The organism is Acidovorax sp., assembly GCF_046294525.1.
Classification (GTDB): Bacteria; Pseudomonadota; Gammaproteobacteria; order Burkholderiales; family Burkholderiaceae_C; genus Acidovorax.
Genome location: NZ_JBKBKQ010000002.1, coordinates 202130 through 218975, shown reverse-complemented (window position 1 = coordinate 218975; position 16846 = coordinate 202130). Strand labels below are relative to the sequence as shown.

Genomic DNA, 16846 nt, shown 5'->3' with positions numbered 1-16846 from the left:
CTTCGAGCTTCTGCAGGCCGCGTGCGGCATCGTCCGCGCCCAGCGGTTGGCCGGCAGGAAGGGCGAAGCCCATGGCATGCTGGCCGATGACCTGGCACACGATGAATTCGCGGCCGTCGCGGTGCTTGGCGCGGGAATGGTGGAGGGTGGCGCCAGTGGCGGGGGTAATGTCTGCAACTGCCATTTTTGTCAATTCGGCGCCCGATCAGCGCGCGGAAACGTAAGAACGTCCCTGGGTGTAGTGCTCGATCTGCCGCAGGGTCTCGGCGGTGGTCTCGGCAGGCTGGCCCTTCAGCCAGGCGCGCTGCCAGTCGATGGTCGCCAGTACGGCCTCGCGCGCCGTCCAGCGGGGAGACCAGCCCAGTTCCTGGCGGGCCTTGGCGCTGTCCAGCATCAGCGTTCCCGCCTCGTGGGGTTGTTGGCCTGCGGGTGGGTACTGCACGGCCGCGCCATCGCCCCATTGCACGGCTGCCACTTCGGCCAGCCAGCGCGTTGTGCAGGCATCGCCTGCAGGGGGTCCGAAATTGTAGGCCTGGGCATAGGAATCGCCCTGCTCATGCAGAATGCGTGCCAATCGCAGATAGCCCGACAGTGGTTCCAATACATGCTGATAAGGGCGCACGGAATCTGGTCGGCGCACAAGTGCAGGCTTGCCGCTGGAGAACGCGTCCATCAAGTCGGGCAGGAGGCGATGGGCTGCTCCATCGCCTCCACCAATCACATTGCCAGCGCGAGCGCTTGCCACCCGAATCCCCGTCTTGGGCCCGAATGAACTGCGCCAACTGGCCAGCAGAATTTCCATGGCAGCCTTGCTGGCTGAGTAGGGGTCATGTCCCCCCAGCACATCATTTTCTCGATAGCCCCAGGCCCATTCGCGGTTCTCATAGCACTTGTCGCTGGTGACGCCAATGATGACAGCAGGGCGGCCATGGCGCGCCATCGCTTGCAAGACGTTGAGCGTGCCCATGACATTGGTGTTCCAGGTCTGCTCGGGCAGGGCATATGAGTCCAACACGATGGCCTGTGCAGCCAAGTGCAGCACCACGCTCGCGTTGGTTTGTTGCACAGCCGCATGCAGCGCTGCCTGGTCGCACACGTCACCACGCAAGTCCGTGAAGCCACCTTTGCCCAACATCGGCCACAAAGCTTGCCAAGCCGGCGATTCATAGGCCGGAGCTGGCAGGCTGAAGCCTGTCACCTCGGCACCCATGTAATGCAGCCAAGCCGCAAGCCACGCCCCCTTGAAGCCGGTGTGGCCGGTCAACAGAACCCGGCGGGCATGCCAGAATTCCCGATCCGCCACGCTGTCAGAACCGCCATGATTCATGCAAACGGCCTCAACTCCAGGTTTTCCATGGTGCAGAGCTGGCGGACCATAGTTCTTCCAGTCGGATCTTATCGCGCAGCGTGTCCATGGGCTGCCAGAATCCCGCATGCCGGAAGGCCGCCAATTGGCCGTCACGCGCCAATGATTCGACGGGTTCGGCCTCCCACATGCAGTCCTTGGCAGGGATGCGCGCCAGCGCCTTGGGCGAAAGCACAAAGAATCCAGCATTGATCCAGCCGCCGTCGCCGATAGGCTTCTCGACGAAGCCACGCACATCGTCACCGTTCAAATCAACGGAGCCGAAACGTCCGGGTGGCTGCACTACCGTCACAGTCGCCTCACGCCCCTGTGCGCGATGGAAGGCCAGGAGGGCACGGATGTCGATGTCGGCCACACCGTCACCGTAAGTCAGGCAGAAGTCTTCGTGGGGATCGAGATAGTTTGCCACACGGCGCACGCGTGTAGCCGTCAGTGTGTCCTCGCCGGTCTCCACCAAGGTCACTTTCCAAGGCTCGCCCACTTGGCGGTGAATCTCGATGCCACCATCACACAGGTCCACCGTGATATCAGAGAGATGCAGGCGCTGGTTAATGAACCATTCCTTGATCTGGTAGCCCTTGTAGCCCAGGCAAACGATGAATTCATTGACACCATGCGCCGCGTAGATTTTCATGATGTGCCAGATGATCGGCATACCACCGACCTCGACCATGGGCTTGGGTTTCGCAGTGGTTTCCTCAGATAACCGAGTGCCTTTGCCTCCCGCAAGAATGATGGCTTTCATTGTTCGATACCACAGATGAATGGGGGAGCCTTGTAGTATATGTCGCATGACTAGGGATGTAGGCCCTGGAATGCCAACCCCTCTTTGACGATGCCGATCTACCTCCTCTACGCTCTACTGGCTGCTTTTGCGACGGGTGCCAACATAGTTTCTCAGGACGCACTGCTGCGCCTTTACGACGGGCCAGGACATCTATGGGCCTCCGTATTCTTTGGCACTGCTGTGGGGCTGGTGCTGAAATATGTTTTGGACAAGCGCTACATCTTCCGTTTCAGGGCACGTGATGCTGCGCACGATGGCCGCACCTTCGCCCTGTACGCCGCCATGGGATTGGTGACAACGGCCATCTTCTGGGGCTTTGAATTTGCCTTTCATGCTTGGTTCGATGGAGCGCGCAGCATGCGCTACCTGGGCGGCGTCCTCGGCTTGGCGCTGGGCTATGCCGCCAAATACCAGATGGACAAGCGCTACGTGTTCACTGGGTCGGCGGCATGATTCCCATCCGCTCCTGGGGGCGGCTGAATGCGGGTGCGCATCACGTTGTTCCGCTGCACGACCCGGCGCGCGTTCCGCACGAACTGCGGACACACGGCCCCGGAATCGCCTACGGCAACGGACGCAGCTATGGCGACGAATGCCTCAATCCCGGCGGGGTCTTGTGGCACACGGCCGGCCTGGACCGTCTGAGCCACTGGAACCCGGATACCGGAGTGCTGACCTGCGAGGCCGGTGTGCTCCTGCAAGACATCCAACGCCTTTGCGCGCCCCGCGGCTGGATGCTGCCTGTCACGCCGGGCACTCAGCTGGTAACGGTGGGCGGCGCTATTGCCAACGACGTGCATGGCAAGAATCACCACGCCCTGGGCAGCTTTGGCGACCATGTGCTGCGGCTATGGCTGGCACGCAGCAACGGCGATCTGATCGAATGCAGTCCCACACAGCAATCATCATGGTTTGCCGCCACCGTGAGCGGAATGGGGTTGACCGGCGTGATCGTGGGCGCCGAACTGCAACTGCGCCGCGTGGCCGGGCCATGGCTGGATACCGAAACCATTCCGTACGGCGGCCTCGACGAGTTCTTTGCACTGGCCGATGGCAGCGAGGCGGGTTGGGAACACACCGTGGGGTGGATCGACTGCCTTGCGGGTAGTTCTTCTTCGGACATACGTGGCATCTTCATGCGGGCGAACCCCTCGGTGGCCACAAGGGGGCCGATGCCTCGGGCAGCAGAGCGGCGCATGCCATTCACACCGCCCGTCTCGCTGGTCAACCCGCTGACGCTCCGGCCTCTCAATGCCTCCTACTACCATCTGCAGCGCAGGCGGGCGGGCCAGGCACTGCAGCACTACGAGCCATTTTCATACCCGCTGGATGGCTTGCTGGAGTGGAATCGCATGTACGGCCCGCATGGCTTCTACCAATACCAGAGTGTGGTGCCTTCCCATGCGAGGCGGGACGCCACCCATGCCATGCTGCGCGAGATTGCGCGCAGCGGCGAGGGTTCTTTCCTGGCGGTTCTCAAGACGTTTGGCCAGCGCAGTGCGCGGGGCATGTTGAGCTTTCCCCGGCCAGGAACCACTCTGGCACTGGATTTTCCCAACCGGGACGAGCGCACCTTGCGCTTGTTCGACCGCCTGGATGCTATCGTCCTGGAAGCGGGCGGTGCCCTGTATCCGGCGAAGGACGCGCGCATGCCGCGTCACGTCTTTGAGGCAGGCTATCCACGCTTGCATGAATTTTTGCCGATGCGCGATGCAGGCATGTCATCCGCCATGTCGCGACGGCTTCTCGGGAGTTGAGTTTGAAGCCATCCGATTCGCAGCCTGCGCAGACACTCTCACAACCAAGGCGCATCGTCATCGTGGGCGCTACTTCAGCCATCGCCGAACATTGCGCGCGCTTGTGGATACAGGATGGCGCCGTCGATTTGATGCTCATCGGGCGCAACGACGAGCGCTTGCGCCGTGTGGCCGACGATCTTGCCGTACGTTCGCCCGCATCCCGTATCGAGTGCCTGAGGGCTGACTTTAGCGATGACGCAGCCATCGAGCGTGCCGTAGCCACGGCCTGCGCCCGGGGAAAGCCCGATGTCGTACTGATCGCACACGGCGTGCTGCCCGACCAGGCGGCCTGCCAGGCCGATTTGCATGCATGCCACAATGCCCTGGCAATCAATGGCATCTCGCCCGCATTGTTTGCCGAAGCGTTTGTCTCTCACATGCACAGCGCTGGCCCGGCCAGCCTAGTTTTGATCGGCTCGGTAGCAGGAGATCGAGGCCGACAGTCCAACTACGTCTATGGGTCAGCCAAGGGCTTGCTGGACCGCTATGCGCAGGGTTTGCGGCACCGGCTGGCCTTGGGCCGCAGCTCCCTCAAGGTCATACTGGTCAAGCCAGGCCCCACAGCCACGCCCATGACGGCACACCTGGTCGCGCAGGGCCAGTCGCTGGCGCCGGTGGAGGCAGTGGCCCAGGCAATCTCTACGGGGGTGGCGCAAGGCCGTGCCGTGATTTACGCACCGGGCAAGTGGCGCATCATCATGCTGGTGATTCGCTGCTTGCCCAGCATGATCTTCCATCGACTGAAAATCTGAATGATGGGAATGGATATGGCGTGCGCTGAAATACCAATGGGCCGATGCCAATATGCGCCCTGTGAACCGGTTGCCCCTTGGATGGCGCCGGCCGTCATGGATGCCATCAGGGAACTGCGATGAACCAGTTGCCTGGACTGTGGAAACTGGTGCGGCCGCGGCAATGGATCAAGAACAGTTTCGTACTCGCGCCACTCGTGTTTGCAGGAGAGTTTGCGAACCGCCATGCCATTGGACAGGCGCTGCTTGCAATGGTGCTGTTCTGCGTGGCGTCCTCAGCGGTGTACATCGTCAATGACATCCGGGATATTGAGCGCGACCGACGCCATGCCAAGAAGCGCCACACCCGCCCACTGGCCTCGGGCGCTGCGTCGGTGCCGGCCGCACTGGCGCTGCTTGCCGTGCTGTACGGCGCGCTGGTGCTGGGCTGGTTCGTGCAACCAGCCGCCGTTGCCGTGATCTGCGGCTACCTGGCGCTCAACCTGGCCTACAGCTTCTGGCTCAAGCACCAGCCGGTACTGGACATCTTCAGCATCGCTTTCGGCTTTGTGCTGCGTGTGTATGCGGGCGCGCAGGCCCTGGCCGTGCCCGTGTCGTCCTGGATGTTCGTCACCACGCTGTGTCTTGCGCTGTACCTGGCAGCCGTCAAGCGGCGGCAGGAGTTGAGCCAGAGCGGCAGCGAGGGACGTGAAGTGCTGCAACGCTATACCGTCGCATTGGTGGACCGGTATGCCGAGATGGCAGCCACAGGGGCGCTGGTGTTCTACAGCATGTTTGTCATGTCAACACAGCCCGCGCTGGTGATTACCGTGCCGGTGGTGTTGTTCGGACTGTTTCGGTACTGGTACGTGGTCGAAAAACTCGAGGGCGGCGAATCACCAACCGACGCCTTGCTCTCCGACGGGCCGCTGCTAGCGACAGTGGTGATCTGGGTGGGCGCGTGCATGTGGGTTTTGTGGCCTGCCGCTCAGGGGTAACGGATGGACTGGTCTTATGCCCTGACACCGTTCCTCGCCTGGCTGGTGGCGGGTGTGCTGAAGTTCGGCATCAACAGCCTGCGCCATGGCAAGTTGGCATTCGGCCTGATTGGCTACGGGGGCTTGCCAAGCAATCACAGCGCCATTGTCAGCAGCATGGCCATGCTCATCGCGCTGCGTGACGGCATCCAGCATCCAGCTTTCGGGGTGGCGCTGACGTTGGCTTTCATCGTGATACTGGATGCGGCCAGTCTGCGCCGCCAGGTCGGCAAGCAGGCACAAGCCATCAACCGCTTGGCGCAGCAGGATGAAACCCACATCCCCTTGCGCGAACGCATGGGGCATTCTCGTTTGGAAATTGCCGCTGGAATCGCCGTGGGCATCGGCGCAGCAGCAGCGGTCCATTCGCTTGGAGTTGGTTAAGTGCGCACCCGTCAGTACCTATCGCTTTTGCCTCCACGCTTTTGGGTCACACGCACACCCTCTATGGCCATGTTCCGGTCCACAGCCTTGCACATATCGTAGATCGTCAGCAAGGCCACTTGTACAGCGGTCAGCGCTTCCATCTCCACCCCCGTCGGCCCTACCGTTTCGACGGTAGCAGTACATTGCACGGCCTGACCGGAGGGCGCCAGTTCAAACTCAACCGCCACCCGCGTCAAGGCCAAAGGGTGGCACAAAGGAATGAGGTCGCTGGTCTTCTTGGCAGCCATGATGCCCGCGATGCGGGCGACGCCCAGCACGTCCCCTTTCTTTGCGGTGCCGGCCTTGATGATGGCTAGCGTAGCGGGGTGCATCTCGATGCGGCCGTTGGCGACGGCGATGCGGTGGGTGGCGGGCTTGGCGCTCACATCCACCATGTGGGCCTGGCCCTGGGCGTCGAAGTGGGTGAGGGTGGGTGCAGTGGCTGGGTCGGGCTTGGACATGGGGATCGGATCAGGGAAGGCAATTTCTTGGTAACCAGTTGAATCGCCGGGAAACACTGGAGTGTCAGGGCATCATACGGTCCATGCGGAAAATCCCAAGCAAGGCGGCCTTCCCTGACAGCACCGAGCGGGCGCGGTTGCGTGCGGCGCTGGCACCCCTGCTGCTTGCCCTGGCTTGCAGCGTGGCGCTCGTTCTTCCCGTGCGCATGGCCCATGCCCAGTTGCCCACGCTGGGCGATGGCAGCGAACTCACCACCAGCGGCGAACGCCGCCTGGGGGACCGTATCATCCGCGAACTCTACCGCGACCCGGACTACATCGACGATGCCGTGCTGTCCGAGTATGTCCAGGGCCTGTGGCTGCCGCTGATGGACGCGGCGCGCAAGCGCGGTGAACTGTCGCCGGAGCTCGACGAGCGCTTTGCCTGGGAGATCCTGCTCGGGCGCGACCGCACGGTGAACGCCTTTGCGTTGCCCGGCGGCTACCTAGGTGTTCATCTGGGACTAATCGGCGTGGTTACTACGCGCGACGAGCTGGCCTCGGTGCTAGCCCACGAGCTCAGCCACGTCACGCAGCGCCACATCTCACGCCTGATCACGCAGCAGAGCAAGCAGACGCCGCTGCTGCTCGGTGCCATGATCCTTGGGGCACTTGCAGCCAGCAAGAATCCGGGGGCGACGCAGGCCCTGGTAGTGGGCGGGCAGGCGTTGGCGATGCAGAACCAGCTCAACTTCTCACGCGACATGGAACGCGAGGCAGACCGCATCGGCTACGGCTTGATGGCGCCTGCGGGGTTTGCGCCGCAGGGTTTTGTGACCATGTTCGACAAGCTGCAGCAGGCCAATCGGCTCAACGACAACGGTTCGTGGCCATACCTGCGCAGCCACCCGCTGACGACTGAGCGCATGGCAGACATGCAGTCGCGGATCCCCCCGAGCGGTCCCGCGGCCGCCGCCACTTCCACAGCGAGCCTGGAGCACGCCATGGTGGCGGCGCGGGCGCGCGTGTTGTCCAACCCTGGAGTGGACGCACTCAGGCAGTGGATGGCGGAACCCCAGAGCACCGGCTTTGCCAGCCAGCCCGCGTCACGCAAGGCTGCCGCGCTGTATGCAGCAGCCTTGGGTGCAAGCCAGCTGCGCGACTTTGGGGCTGCGCGCACAGCAGCCCAGGGGCTGGACGATGCGGTTCGGCAGGACGCGGCCGCGCAGCGCCTAGCGCGCCTTCTGAGGGCTGAGATTGAACTGGCTGCCGGCGACGCAGAGACCGCATTGAAGACTCTGGCCGAAGCACCCGCTGCGCCAGCCCTGCGCCGGCCTGAACTGGCGCTGCGCACGCAAGCGCTGCTGCGCGTCGGCAAAGCGAGTGAGGGCACGGGCGCGTTGCAAACCTGGGTTGCGACGCATCCTCGTGATGCGAGCGCTTGGCAGTGGCTGGCTTCAGCCTGGCAGGCACTGAATCAGCCCCTGCGCGCCGTACGCGCCGAGGCCGAGGCCCACGCTGCGCGGTACGACTACGCAGCCGCCGTCGATCGATTCAAGGCGGGGCAGGAACTGGCGCGGCGCGGCGGTGCTGGGGCGGACCACATCGAAGCGTCCATCATCGACACCCGCTTGCGGGCGACGGAGCTACTTCTTCGCGAACAGGCCGCCGAGCGCTGATTCGATCAGCACGCCCAGCAGCGAATAGATGAGCGAGCCCAGTAGCGCCGCGCCAAAGCCGGTGACGTGAAAGCCGTCCAGCACCCCGGCCGCTGCCCAGAACATGAGCGCGTTGATCACAAATAGGAACAGACCCAGGGTGACGATGGTGACAGGCAGCGTGAGCACCACCAGCACGGGCCGCAGCACCACGTTGAACAGGCCAATGACAAAGGCCGCAATGAGGGCCGACGTGAAACTCTGCACCTCCACACCGCTGTAGACGTAGGCCACGAACAACAGGGCGGCGGCGCTGAGCAGCCATTTGATGAGAATTTTCATTGGCAAAGAATAGCACCGGGCATCATCCTCGTGCACTGGCAGCGAGGCTGCGCCCTCCTTTGACCCTGCCTGAAGCGGTTACTCCACGGCCAGAGCCCAGAACGCGCCGCAGCCAGTGAGCAGGCTGCCCAGCGTCCCCGGCACCGACCCCCAGCGGGGTGTGGCCGGCTTCGGGGTGGCTGCAGAAGCCTGGACCGTTGCATCCATCTTGGGGCGGCGTGCGTCCAGCACCTGGGCAGGTGTCGCCTCTTCAGCTTGCAGCTGGTCGGTGAGTTCGGCCAGCGGTCCTTTGGCGATCACTGTAGACACCGTAGCGGCGGCCACAGGCAGCTGGGGAATGATCTGCGCAAACAGCTTGTCGGCCCACTTCGTGCGCCAGTTCTCGCGGGCGCTGTGGCTGACCCATTTGCTGATGCGGTGAGTCATGCGCGGTGCGCAGGCCACCAGCACCCAGCGGGTTTGGGCGGCCGCCTCGCGCGCAAGCAGTGGGGCAAGGATTTGCTGCGCATAGTCTGCGTCGTCCACGTACACGATGACTCTGTCCATAGCACCTCCAAAAGCTCATACGCCAGAAACAAAAAGGGGCACCAACACCTGCTGCCCCTTTTTAATAGTTGTCAGCCCCCGGTCGACCCGCCCATGAAAAGCGGCCGCGCCGAGGGGTTATCAAGCTGTCAGCCCTGTGCGGGCGTTGCGGCTGCACGGCGTGCCAGCACGGCCTTGCCAGCGGCCAGCACCAGCAGGGCGCCCACAATGTGCGAGCCCCAGTACAGGGCATCGGAGATGACGGCGATGCCCTTCTCGTCCACACCGCCCCACTTGGGCATCCAGTCCACGATGGCGGGGTTGACGAACGCAGGGTCGGTCACCAGCATGCCGCCCGCAATCCAGCCCAGCAGCATGCCGCCCAGCGTGATGATCATGGGGAAGCGCTCCATCAGCTTGATGACCAGTTGGCTGCCCCACACGATGATCGGGATGGAGATCAAGAGGCCCAGCACTACCAGCAGAAGCTGGTGCTCGCCAGCGTTCTGTGCGGCGCCGGCAATCGCGATCACGTTGTCCACGCTCATGACCAGGTCGGCCACGATGATTGTTTTGATGGCAGCCAGCAGCTTGTCGCTGCCTTGCACATCGCCGTGGCCTTCTTCGTCAGGTGCCAGCAGCTTGATGCCGATCCAGACCAGCAGTAGTGCCCCAACGAACTTGAGGAAGGGCAGTGCCAACAGCGTCATGGCAAAGGCGATAAGGATGACGCGCAGGATGATGGCGCCAGCGGTGCCCCAGATGATGCCCTTGGTGCGCTGCGCCGGGGGGAGCTTGCGGCAGGCCAGGGCGATGACGACGGCGTTGTCGCCCCCCAGCAGGATGTCGATGATGATGATCTGGCCGAGTGCGATCCAGAATGCAGGCGAAGCCAAAAAGTCCATAAATTCCTCAGTATCAATGGGCACAAGGGCGGGCCGGCTGCCACTGTAGCGCCGAGTCTGCCCTGCGGATAGAGGGCCTGCGATGGGCGGACCAAGGACGTGCCGCGGGGGCAGAGGATGCGTGGGGACGGCCTTGATCAGCCCACAACGGGCCCATCAAAGGTCTTGCTCGGCCCCATCCGCACCGCAGGGATGGGATGTGGCCCGGACCGCCGGAAGCGATGCTTCGCTTCGTACTGACGACGGTGCCGTTGCCGCGCCCCGGCGGGCGCATGGGCATGCGCCGGGGAGCACGTCGGGAGCTACTCCCCTTCGAAGCAGCGATTGGAACATTGCCCGCGCAGCCGCGCAAGGCCGCAGTGATTGTGGATAGTGCGTATGCAACGAACGCTGCGGCTGCGGCGCCAGCCCCCGGCCATTTGGGGCAAAAGCCGCGATGCAGACCCGGGCACCCAAACCGTACCCGCCCGAGCTGGCGGCTATGATGCGGGCCCTTTGCGCCCCCGCGTCCCCATGGCTGCCATCCACATCACCGACATCGAAGCTGCGATCAACCATTGGCGCAGCCGCGCTCCGTCGCCCGATGGCGTGGCACTGGCGCCCGAGTTGCGGGCACTGGGCGAGGCCTACGCGCTGCTGGTATATGCCCACCAGGATGCGGTGGACGAAAACCATCTGGTACCTGCTGCGCTTGCGGCGTGGCAGGCCTGGTACGACACTACGCCCGACACGCCCTGCATCGCGATCTGCTCCACCAGCCAAGGCGATGACCTGTGCAAAGGCTGCGGCCGCACCTTTGATGAAGTACAGCTCTGGCCCGGGATGTCGCCTGCAGAAAAACGCACGGTATGGCGCCGCATCACCCTGGAGCATTCGGCCTGGCGCTTCAACCGCTACGCAGAGCGCGCGGCGGAAGGTCCGACGTCCGGGTCTGTGCCGCTGCGTGCCGGCACGACAACGTCCTGAGCGCCGCCCTACGCGCCAGCCCCCCGGCGCCCAGCCAAACCCCGGGCTGTACGCGCAGCCCGCAAACCGTTAAGGTGGCCGCACCATGCTGCGTCTGACCCAAGCCCCTAACATCGCCATCGCCACGCTGTGGGCCGACCTGCTCTGCGAGGCGGGCATGACGGCATCTGTGCAGCGGCAGTACCTGGGCGCTGTGGCCGGGCACCTGCCACCCGACCAATGCCTGCCCGAGATCTGGCTTGACTACGACGAACACGCGCCACGGGCGCGCGCGCTGCTGCAGGAGTTGCAGGACATCCCGCAGCGCCGCTGGGCGTGCCGGTGCGGCGAAACGGTCGAAGGCGGCTTTGAGCAGTGCTGGCACTGCGGCGCCCTCATGCCTCCGGACTGAATACGCTATCGATTAAATAGCTATTAGCGCTTATCAAATAAGCGCTAGAGCCGTTTTTCGCCAAATGTTCCGATCACTTCCAACGCACCGGCTCGACATGCACGCTCCCGAGGCTGCTGCCTAGCATGAGGGCGCCTTCCTGCACCGTGGCCTGCAGTTGCATGCTTCGTTCGGCCAGCTGAGCCAGGGCTTGCGAAGCGTCGGTGGGGATGCGCCAGACTTGCAGCTTGTCCAACCGTGACAGCTTGCTCTCAATGCCCTTCCACCAGATCTCGGCGGCGTGGTTGAAGCAGTAAACGATGACCGAATCAGCCTTGCTGCAGGCCTTGGTCAGCGGCTTGTCTTCGGGCTGGCCCACCTCGATCCAGACGCGCTTGCGACCGGTGAAGTCGGTGAGCGAAGCGTCGGGGTCGTCCGGATCCGACAACCCTGCACCAAAAGCCAGGGTGCCGTCTCCATTGCACAGGTCATTGAGTTGGTGCGCCTGGATGGCCAGCGCCGCCAGCCGGACCATCATGCGCTCGTCGGTTTCGCTGGGGTGCCGCGCCAGGGTGAGGGCGTGATCGGCGTAGTAGCCGTGGTCAATGTCGGCGATCTGCAGGTTCGCCTTGAAGATGGTGGATTTGATGGCCATGCGAGTAAAAAGGATGAGGTGTGACGTCGGCGCGCGAGCACATGGAGCTCGATCGGCTTCCGCTTACACCGAGAGCTCAAGCCGCTACAGGTCTGCGAGGCTTCCAGCGCAGGGCAGGTTTTTCTACCCCGTGCCAAGACATCACTGCCAGCGCCAGCGCACCCAGCACGCTAAGTGCGAATGCAACCGGAAAACTAAGCTGGTTCGCAAAGCTCCATATCACCAGTTGCTGCACCGGGAACCCGTAAATGTAGAGCCCATAGGAGAAATCGCCAAAGCGCCCCGCGCTAGCAAATCCCGAAGTGCGGCAACTGCCCCAGATCACCGCCAGAGCTCCAGCCGCCCACAGCGGCGCCTGGCCACCCAGTAGCGGCGGTCCCCAGCGAAACCACACCCCGCACGCTACCACCACCGCTGCGGCTGCCAGGGCGGCGCGGGGTCTCCATAGGTGCTGCCACTGCGCCAGCACCGCGCCCAGTGCAAAGATGATGGCGTACTGCAAAGCGAACGACCATTCGGGAACTGTGAGCCCGCTGTAGCGCCAGTGCAGCGCCGCAGCCAGCAGCGCGAATACGACCAGGGAGGCCCATCTCCAGCGCAGCACGCCTACGGCACCTAGCAAGGCGAGCCCAGCGTAGCAGCCCACTTCCAGCGGAATGGTCCACAGTGGCCCATTGACAGACCCCGGGTGCGGGCTGGATGTAAACACTCCCGGCAAACTGGTATGCGTGCTGAGCACTAAGTTGGTCAGATGCTGTCGCGTCAGCGGATGGAAAAAATACTCCGTCAATGGCAGCTCTGTCAGCAGCGGGCCCAGCACCAGCACTGCCAGCAGGACGACCACCGCGAGCCCCGGCCAGATCCGCAGCGCCCGGCGCAAAGCAAACCGCCCCAAATGCGGGTCGGCCCGCCACGACTGACTAACCAAGCACCCACTGATCGCGAAAAACATGACCACGCCCACAGCGCCAGGCTCATTGCCAAAGAACAGCGGGCTCGGCCGGCCCATCAGCGCGAACTGATGGCTCCAGATCACCAGCAGCGCCGCCAGCATGCGCAGCGCATCGAAGTTGTTTGCGCGATGGACCGTGCTGCTAGCCTGCGGGGGGCGCCGGTCCTTTAAGCCCTGGGGCAGCACGTGGGGGTCAGACTCGGCGCGCCAGCACAGCCGCCTTGCCCACATAGCTGCCCGGCGTCATCGCCAGCAGGCGGTCCTTCTCAGTCTGGGGGATGTCCAGCGACTGGACCAAGCCATGTAGCGCTTCGGCCGTCACGGTCTTGCCGCGGGTGACTTCCTTGAGCTTTTCGTAGGCGCCCTGCACCGCATAGCGGCGCATCACTGTTTGGATGGGCTCGGCCAGCACTTCCCAGGCAGCGTCCAGGTCTTCGGCCAGGGCTTCTTCGTTGATTTCGAGTTTGTTCAGGCCGGTGAGCAGCGAGGCGTAGGCCAGCGCGGCGTAGCCCAGAGCCACGCCCATGTTGCGCAGCACGGTGCTGTCGGTCAGGTCGCGCTGCCAGCGGCTGATGGGCAGCTTTTCGGACAGGTGCTTGAGCAGTGCGTTGGCCAGGCCCAGGTTGCCTTCGGCGTTCTCGAAGTCGATGGGGTTGACCTTGTGCGGCATGGTGGATGAGCCGATCTCGCCGGCCTTCAGCCGCTGCTTGAAATAGCCCAGGCTCACATAGCCCCAGATGTCGCGCGAGAGGTCGATCAGGATGGTGTTGGCGCGCGCCACGGCGTCGAACAGCTCGGCCATGTAGTCGTGCGGCTCGATCTGGATGCTGTAGGGCTGGAAGGTCAGGCCCAGGCCCAGGGGCTCGGGCGTTTCGATGACCTTCTTGCTGAAGGCTTCCCAGTCAAACTCGGGCCAGGCAGACAGATGGGCGTTGTAGTTGCCCACGGCGCCGTTCATCTTGCCCATGATTTTGACGGCGGCGATCTTCTCGCAGGCCGTCTGCAGGCGCATCACCACGTTGGCCATTTCCTTGCCCACGGTGGTGGGGCTGGCGGTCTGGCCGTGGGTGCGGCTGAGCATGGGCACGTCGGCAAAGGCGTGGGCCATCTCGCGCAGCTTGAGCACGATGCGGTCCAGGCCCGGCAGGATGACCTGGTCGCGGCCCGAGCGCAGCTGCAGCGCGTGGCTGGTGTTGTTGATGTCCTCGCTGGTGCAGGCAAAGTGCACAAACTCGGACGCCTTTTCCAGCTCGGGGCGCGCCTCAAACTTGCTCTTGATCCAGTATTCGACTGCCTTGACGTCGTGGTTTGTTGTTTTTTCGATCTCCTTGATGGCGGCGGCGTCCGCCTCGGAGAAGTTCTTGATCAGGCCCAGCAGGTAGGCGCGTGCGCCGGTGGTCAGGGGTTTGAACTCCGCAAAGCCTGCGTCCGACAGGGCGATGAACCAAGCCACCTCGACCTGCACGCGGCGGTGCATGTAGCCGTGCTCGCTCATGATGGGGCGCAGAGCGGCAAGTTTGCTGGCATAACGGCCGTCAAGCGGCGACAGGGCGGTGATGGTGGACAGGCTCATGGCGCGTCATTGTAGGCGGGGCGTGCCGGGAGCCCGCCCTGGTCGCGTCAGCTTGGGGTGGGCGCCTGCCGATAGAATCCAAAGCAACTTGTTCAGCTATCCCGCGCACGGGAAGACCCACCATGAAATTGATCGGAGCCATCGCCAGCCCCTACGTCCGCAAGGTGCGGATCGTGATGGCCGAAAAAAAACTCGACTACCAGTTTGTGCAGGAGAACGTCTGGGCGGACGACACCCACATCGCCACCTCCAACCCGCTGGGCAAGGTGCCCTGCCTGGTGATGGAAGGCGGCGAGGCGGTGTTCGACTCCCGGGTGATCGTCGAATACCTCGACACCTTGTCGCCCGTGGGCAAGCTGATCCCGTCGCAGGGCCGTGAGCGGGCCGAGGTCAAGACCTGGGAGGCGTTGGCCGATGGCGTGATGGACGCGGCCATCCTGGCCCGCCTGGAAGCCACCTGGGCTCACCGCAAGGACAGCGAACGCAGCCAGGCCTGGATCGACCGCCAATTGGTCAAGGTCAACGACGGCCTCAGGTCCATGAGCCAGGGCCTGGGCGACAAGCCTTATTGCAGCGGCATTCACCTGAGTCTGTCCGACATCGCCGTGGGCTGCGCCCTGGGCTGGCTGGAGTTCCGCTTCCCCGACATCGCCTGGCGCAGCGAGTACCCCAACCTGGGCAAACTGCTTGACAAGCTGATGCTGCGCCCGAGCTTCGCGGACACCAAGCCAAACTGAGCCCGTAGCGGCGCACGCAGGCTGCGGCGTCGCCCCCCGGCCTGCCGTATGCTCGGGCCCTCATGAACGAAATGGTTCAAACACCTCCAGACGCCCGCCCTCCTGCACCGCGCGCCCCTCGGCCTCGTGCGGTGCGCAGCGCAGCGGCTGCCCCTGCTGTTGCAGGCCCCGACCGGGTCCGCATCAACGACCCCGACCGCACCATGGCCAACATCCTGCAGGTGGCCACGGCGGAGTTTGCGGACAAGGGCCTGGCCGGGGCACGCATCGACGAAATCGCCGCGCTGACCAACACCAGCAAGCGCATGATCTACTACTACTTCGGTAGCAAGGAGGGCTTGTACGTCGCCGTGCTGGAGGAGGCCTACAGGCGCATCCGCCGCATCGAGGCTGAGTTGCACCTCGAAGACCTCGCGCCCGAGCAGGCGTTGCGCACTCTGGTGGGCTTCACGGTGGACTACCAGCTTGCCAACCCCGATTTCATCCGGCTCGTGATGAACGAGAACATCCACCGCGGAGAGTTCATCAGCCAGTCCACCACCATCCAGGAACTCAACATCCCCGTCATCCACGCAGTACGCGACGTGTACGAACGCGGCGTCGCGGCGGGCGTGTTCCGGCCCGATGTGGACCCGGTTGATCTGCACATGTCCATCTCGGCGTTGTGCTTTTTCAATGTGTCTAACCGGCACACTTTCGGCGCCATTTTCAAGCGCTCGCTCGACACGCCCGCCGCCACGGCGCAACGCCGTGAATCGATCATCGAAATGATCGTGCGCTTCCTGCGGCCCTGACCCTCCCGGCCCGGACGGACGCGCGCCAGCGCGTACCAAGAAGTCTCCCGCTCCTCACACCGTCGCCCCATGGGCGCCCCCCGCAAGGCCGCACCCTGCCATGACAAGCTATACAGGGTTTGCACCAACGCAAAATACTAACCAGTTCGTACAAAATTATTTCAGCTTTCCGCAATACAACGACTGGAGACACCATGTTTGCACTGGCCGACCGCGTGCTGCGGGGATACACCCGCGTGCTGGATGCACTGTCCGGCCTGTGTCTGGCGGTGATGGTGGTGCTGGTGTTTGGCAACGTGGTGCTGCGCTACACCCTGAACTCCGGCATCACGGTATCGGAAGAGCTTTCGCGTTGGCTGTTTGTGTGGCTGACCTTCATGGGCGCCGTGGTGGCGCTGCGCGAACACGGCCACCTGGGCACCGATGCGCTGGTGGCGCGCCTGCCCGCCGTGGGCAAGAAGGCCTGCCTGGTGCTGGCGCAGCTCGCCATGCTGTATGTGTCGTGGTTGCTGCTGAGCGGCAGCTGGGCCCAGATGCTCATCAACTGGGAAACAGAAGCGCCCGTGACCGGCGCCTCGGTGGGCATCTTCTACGCCAGTGGCGTGCTGATGGGCGGGTCGGGGATTGCCATCTTGCTGCACGACCTGCTGCGCACGCTGTTCGTTCCGCTGGCTGAGCACGAGCTGGTCATGGTGCAGGAGAGCGAAGAACTGGCGGCCCTGGCGCACCGCTCTGCGGGCACCGATGCATCCCACGAAGCGCCCGGCAGCCACCGCCCCTGAA

20 protein-coding genes are annotated in these 16846 nt (G+C 63.8%); 11 read left to right on the top strand and 9 right to left on the bottom strand.

Annotated features, from left to right (window positions below; all coding sequences use genetic code 11):
* Positions 1 to 205: 205 nt before the first annotated feature.
* Together rfbG and rfbF are read right to left on the bottom strand one after the other, a co-directional pair.
* The gene (gene rfbG / locus ACK4HJ_RS03385) at positions 206 to 1435 is read right to left on the bottom strand and encodes a CDP-glucose 4,6-dehydratase (RefSeq protein ID WP_409827716.1); all 1230 of its coding nucleotides are present in this window, start codon (positions 1433 to 1435) and stop codon (positions 206 to 208) included.
* Positions 1338 to 2111, bottom strand: a complete 774-nt coding sequence (gene rfbF, locus ACK4HJ_RS03380; RefSeq protein ID WP_409827714.1) for a glucose-1-phosphate cytidylyltransferase — start codon at positions 2109 to 2111, stop codon at positions 1338 to 1340. The genes rfbG and rfbF overlap by 98 nt, the downstream gene beginning before the upstream one ends.
* Before the next feature lie 90 nt (positions 2112 to 2201).
* On the opposite strand from rfbF, the gene ACK4HJ_RS03375 reads away from it, so the two are divergent.
* The 5 genes from ACK4HJ_RS03375 (at position 2202) to ACK4HJ_RS03355 (ending at position 6104) form a co-directional block, all read left to right on the top strand.
* Positions 2202 to 2606: a GtrA family protein gene (locus ACK4HJ_RS03375; protein WP_409827713.1), complete on the top strand. Its 405-nt coding sequence runs from the start codon at positions 2202 to 2204 to the stop codon at positions 2604 to 2606.
* A complete protein-coding gene (locus tag ACK4HJ_RS03370) occupies positions 2603 to 3910 on the top strand; it encodes an FAD-dependent oxidoreductase (protein WP_409827712.1) in 1308 nt (435 codons plus the stop codon). Before ACK4HJ_RS03375 ends, ACK4HJ_RS03370 begins: the two co-directional genes overlap by 4 nt.
* Before the next feature lie 2 nt (positions 3911 to 3912).
* The gene (locus tag ACK4HJ_RS03365) at positions 3913 to 4704 is read left to right on the top strand and encodes an SDR family NAD(P)-dependent oxidoreductase (protein WP_409827710.1); all 792 of its coding nucleotides are present in this window, start codon (positions 3913 to 3915) and stop codon (positions 4702 to 4704) included.
* A gap of 119 nt (positions 4705 to 4823) precedes the next feature.
* Entirely contained in the window at positions 4824 to 5681 is an 858-nt protein-coding gene (locus ACK4HJ_RS03360) for a decaprenyl-phosphate phosphoribosyltransferase (RefSeq protein WP_409827708.1), read from the top strand.
* Positions 5682 to 5684: 3 nt separating this feature from the next.
* A complete protein-coding gene (locus ACK4HJ_RS03355; RefSeq protein WP_409827706.1) occupies positions 5685 to 6104 on the top strand; it encodes a divergent PAP2 family protein in 420 nt (139 codons plus the stop codon).
* A gap of 11 nt (positions 6105 to 6115) precedes the next feature.
* Here ACK4HJ_RS03355 and moaC read toward each other — a convergent pair whose 3' ends face one another.
* The gene (gene moaC, locus ACK4HJ_RS03350; protein ID WP_409827705.1) at positions 6116 to 6607 is read right to left on the bottom strand and encodes a cyclic pyranopterin monophosphate synthase MoaC; all 492 of its coding nucleotides are present in this window, start codon (positions 6605 to 6607) and stop codon (positions 6116 to 6118) included.
* 83 nt (positions 6608 to 6690) lie between these two features.
* Here moaC and ACK4HJ_RS03345 point away from each other — a divergent pair, with 83 nt between their 5' ends.
* On the top strand, positions 6691 to 8265 hold the full coding sequence (locus ACK4HJ_RS03345) for a M48 family metalloprotease (protein WP_409827704.1): 1575 nt from the start codon (positions 6691 to 6693) through the stop codon (positions 8263 to 8265).
* Here the strand turns inward: ACK4HJ_RS03345 and ACK4HJ_RS03340 are convergent.
* The 3 genes from ACK4HJ_RS03340 to ACK4HJ_RS03330 all read right to left on the bottom strand — a co-directional run bounded on the left by ACK4HJ_RS03340 (position 8233) and on the right by ACK4HJ_RS03330 (position 10016).
* Entirely contained in the window at positions 8233 to 8586 is a 354-nt protein-coding gene (locus ACK4HJ_RS03340; protein ID WP_409827702.1) for a phage holin family protein, read from the bottom strand. The genes ACK4HJ_RS03345 and ACK4HJ_RS03340 overlap by 33 nt on opposite strands.
* A gap of 78 nt (positions 8587 to 8664) precedes the next feature.
* On the bottom strand, positions 8665 to 9132 hold the full coding sequence (locus tag ACK4HJ_RS03335; RefSeq protein ID WP_409827700.1) for a hypothetical protein: 468 nt from the start codon (positions 9130 to 9132) through the stop codon (positions 8665 to 8667).
* A 128-nt stretch (positions 9133 to 9260) separates the two neighbouring features.
* Entirely contained in the window at positions 9261 to 10016 is a 756-nt protein-coding gene (locus tag ACK4HJ_RS03330; RefSeq protein ID WP_409827699.1) for a TerC family protein, read from the bottom strand.
* A gap of 513 nt (positions 10017 to 10529) precedes the next feature.
* On the opposite strand from ACK4HJ_RS03330, the gene ACK4HJ_RS03325 reads away from it, so the two are divergent.
* Positions 10530 to 10982 carry a DUF3717 domain-containing protein gene (locus tag ACK4HJ_RS03325; protein ID WP_409827697.1) on the top strand — a complete coding sequence of 151 codons (453 nt, stop codon included), beginning with the start codon at positions 10530 to 10532 and terminating at the stop codon, positions 10980 to 10982.
* 85 nt (positions 10983 to 11067) lie between these two features.
* Complete coding sequence (locus tag ACK4HJ_RS03320) at positions 11068 to 11373, top strand: DUF2007 domain-containing protein (protein WP_409827695.1); 306 nt, start codon at positions 11068 to 11070, stop codon at positions 11371 to 11373.
* A gap of 73 nt (positions 11374 to 11446) precedes the next feature.
* Here ACK4HJ_RS03320 and ACK4HJ_RS03315 read toward each other — a convergent pair whose 3' ends face one another.
* The 3 genes from ACK4HJ_RS03315 to purB all read right to left on the bottom strand — a co-directional run bounded on the left by ACK4HJ_RS03315 (position 11447) and on the right by purB (position 14532).
* Positions 11447 to 12007 (bottom strand): YaeQ family protein, encoded by a 561-nt coding sequence (locus ACK4HJ_RS03315; RefSeq protein ID WP_409827693.1) that lies wholly within the window; start codon positions 12005 to 12007, stop codon positions 11447 to 11449.
* Between the two features lie 76 nt (positions 12008 to 12083).
* Positions 12084 to 13145, bottom strand: coding sequence for an acyltransferase family protein (locus ACK4HJ_RS03310; protein WP_409827691.1), 1062 nt, complete (start codon positions 13143 to 13145; stop codon positions 12084 to 12086).
* Between the two features lie 7 nt (positions 13146 to 13152).
* The gene (gene purB, locus ACK4HJ_RS03305; protein ID WP_409827690.1) at positions 13153 to 14532 is read right to left on the bottom strand and encodes an adenylosuccinate lyase; all 1380 of its coding nucleotides are present in this window, start codon (positions 14530 to 14532) and stop codon (positions 13153 to 13155) included.
* 122 nt (positions 14533 to 14654) lie between these two features.
* Here purB and ACK4HJ_RS03300 point away from each other — a divergent pair, with 122 nt between their 5' ends.
* The 3 genes from ACK4HJ_RS03300 (at position 14655) to ACK4HJ_RS03290 (ending at position 16845) form a co-directional block, all read left to right on the top strand.
* Positions 14655 to 15269, top strand: coding sequence for a glutathione S-transferase N-terminal domain-containing protein (locus ACK4HJ_RS03300; RefSeq protein ID WP_409827688.1), 615 nt, complete (start codon positions 14655 to 14657; stop codon positions 15267 to 15269).
* Between the two features lie 62 nt (positions 15270 to 15331).
* Positions 15332 to 16063, top strand: coding sequence for a TetR/AcrR family transcriptional regulator (locus ACK4HJ_RS03295; protein ID WP_409827686.1), 732 nt, complete (start codon positions 15332 to 15334; stop codon positions 16061 to 16063).
* A 194-nt stretch (positions 16064 to 16257) separates the two neighbouring features.
* A complete protein-coding gene (locus ACK4HJ_RS03290) occupies positions 16258 to 16845 on the top strand; it encodes a TRAP transporter small permease (RefSeq protein WP_409827685.1) in 588 nt (195 codons plus the stop codon).
* Position 16846 lies beyond the last annotated feature (1 nt).

Bases quoted from the DNA above. Each gene is read 5' to 3' on its own strand.
- ACK4HJ_RS03375 (WP_409827713.1), top strand. From the start codon at position 2,202: ATGCCGATCTACCTCCTCTACGCTCTACTGGCTGCTTTTGCGACGGGT.
- ACK4HJ_RS03370 (WP_409827712.1), top strand. From the start codon at position 2,603: ATGATTCCCATCCGCTCCTGGGGGCGGCTGAATGCGGGTGCGCATCAC.
- ACK4HJ_RS03330 (WP_409827699.1), bottom strand. From the start codon at position 10,016: ATGGACTTTTTGGCTTCGCCTGCATTCTGGATCGCACTCGGCCAGATC.
- rfbG (WP_409827716.1), bottom strand. From the start codon at position 1,435: ATGCGGGATTCTGGCAGCCCATGGACACGCTGCGCGATAAGATCCGAC.
- ACK4HJ_RS03295 (WP_409827686.1), top strand. From the start codon at position 15,332: ATGAACGAAATGGTTCAAACACCTCCAGACGCCCGCCCTCCTGCACCG.
- ACK4HJ_RS03355 (WP_409827706.1), top strand. From the start codon at position 5,685: ATGGACTGGTCTTATGCCCTGACACCGTTCCTCGCCTGGCTGGTGGCG.
- ACK4HJ_RS03325 (WP_409827697.1), top strand. From the start codon at position 10,530: ATGGCTGCCATCCACATCACCGACATCGAAGCTGCGATCAACCATTGG.
- ACK4HJ_RS03315 (WP_409827693.1), bottom strand. From the start codon at position 12,007: ATGGCCATCAAATCCACCATCTTCAAGGCGAACCTGCAGATCGCCGAC.
- ACK4HJ_RS03360 (WP_409827708.1), top strand. From the start codon at position 4,824: ATGAACCAGTTGCCTGGACTGTGGAAACTGGTGCGGCCGCGGCAATGG.
- ACK4HJ_RS03290 (WP_409827685.1), top strand. From the start codon at position 16,258: ATGTTTGCACTGGCCGACCGCGTGCTGCGGGGATACACCCGCGTGCTG.
- rfbF (WP_409827714.1), bottom strand. From the start codon at position 2,111: ATGAAAGCCATCATTCTTGCGGGAGGCAAAGGCACTCGGTTATCTGAG.
- moaC (WP_409827705.1), bottom strand. From the start codon at position 6,607: ATGTCCAAGCCCGACCCAGCCACTGCACCCACCCTCACCCACTTCGAC.
- ACK4HJ_RS03340 (WP_409827702.1), bottom strand. From the start codon at position 8,586: ATGAAAATTCTCATCAAATGGCTGCTCAGCGCCGCCGCCCTGTTGTTC.
- ACK4HJ_RS03335 (WP_409827700.1), bottom strand. From the start codon at position 9,132: ATGGACAGAGTCATCGTGTACGTGGACGACGCAGACTATGCGCAGCAA.
- purB (WP_409827690.1), bottom strand. From the start codon at position 14,532: ATGAGCCTGTCCACCATCACCGCCCTGTCGCCGCTTGACGGCCGTTAT.
- ACK4HJ_RS03300 (WP_409827688.1), top strand. From the start codon at position 14,655: ATGAAATTGATCGGAGCCATCGCCAGCCCCTACGTCCGCAAGGTGCGG.
- ACK4HJ_RS03320 (WP_409827695.1), top strand. From the start codon at position 11,068: ATGCTGCGTCTGACCCAAGCCCCTAACATCGCCATCGCCACGCTGTGG.
- ACK4HJ_RS03345 (WP_409827704.1), top strand. From the start codon at position 6,691: ATGCGGAAAATCCCAAGCAAGGCGGCCTTCCCTGACAGCACCGAGCGG.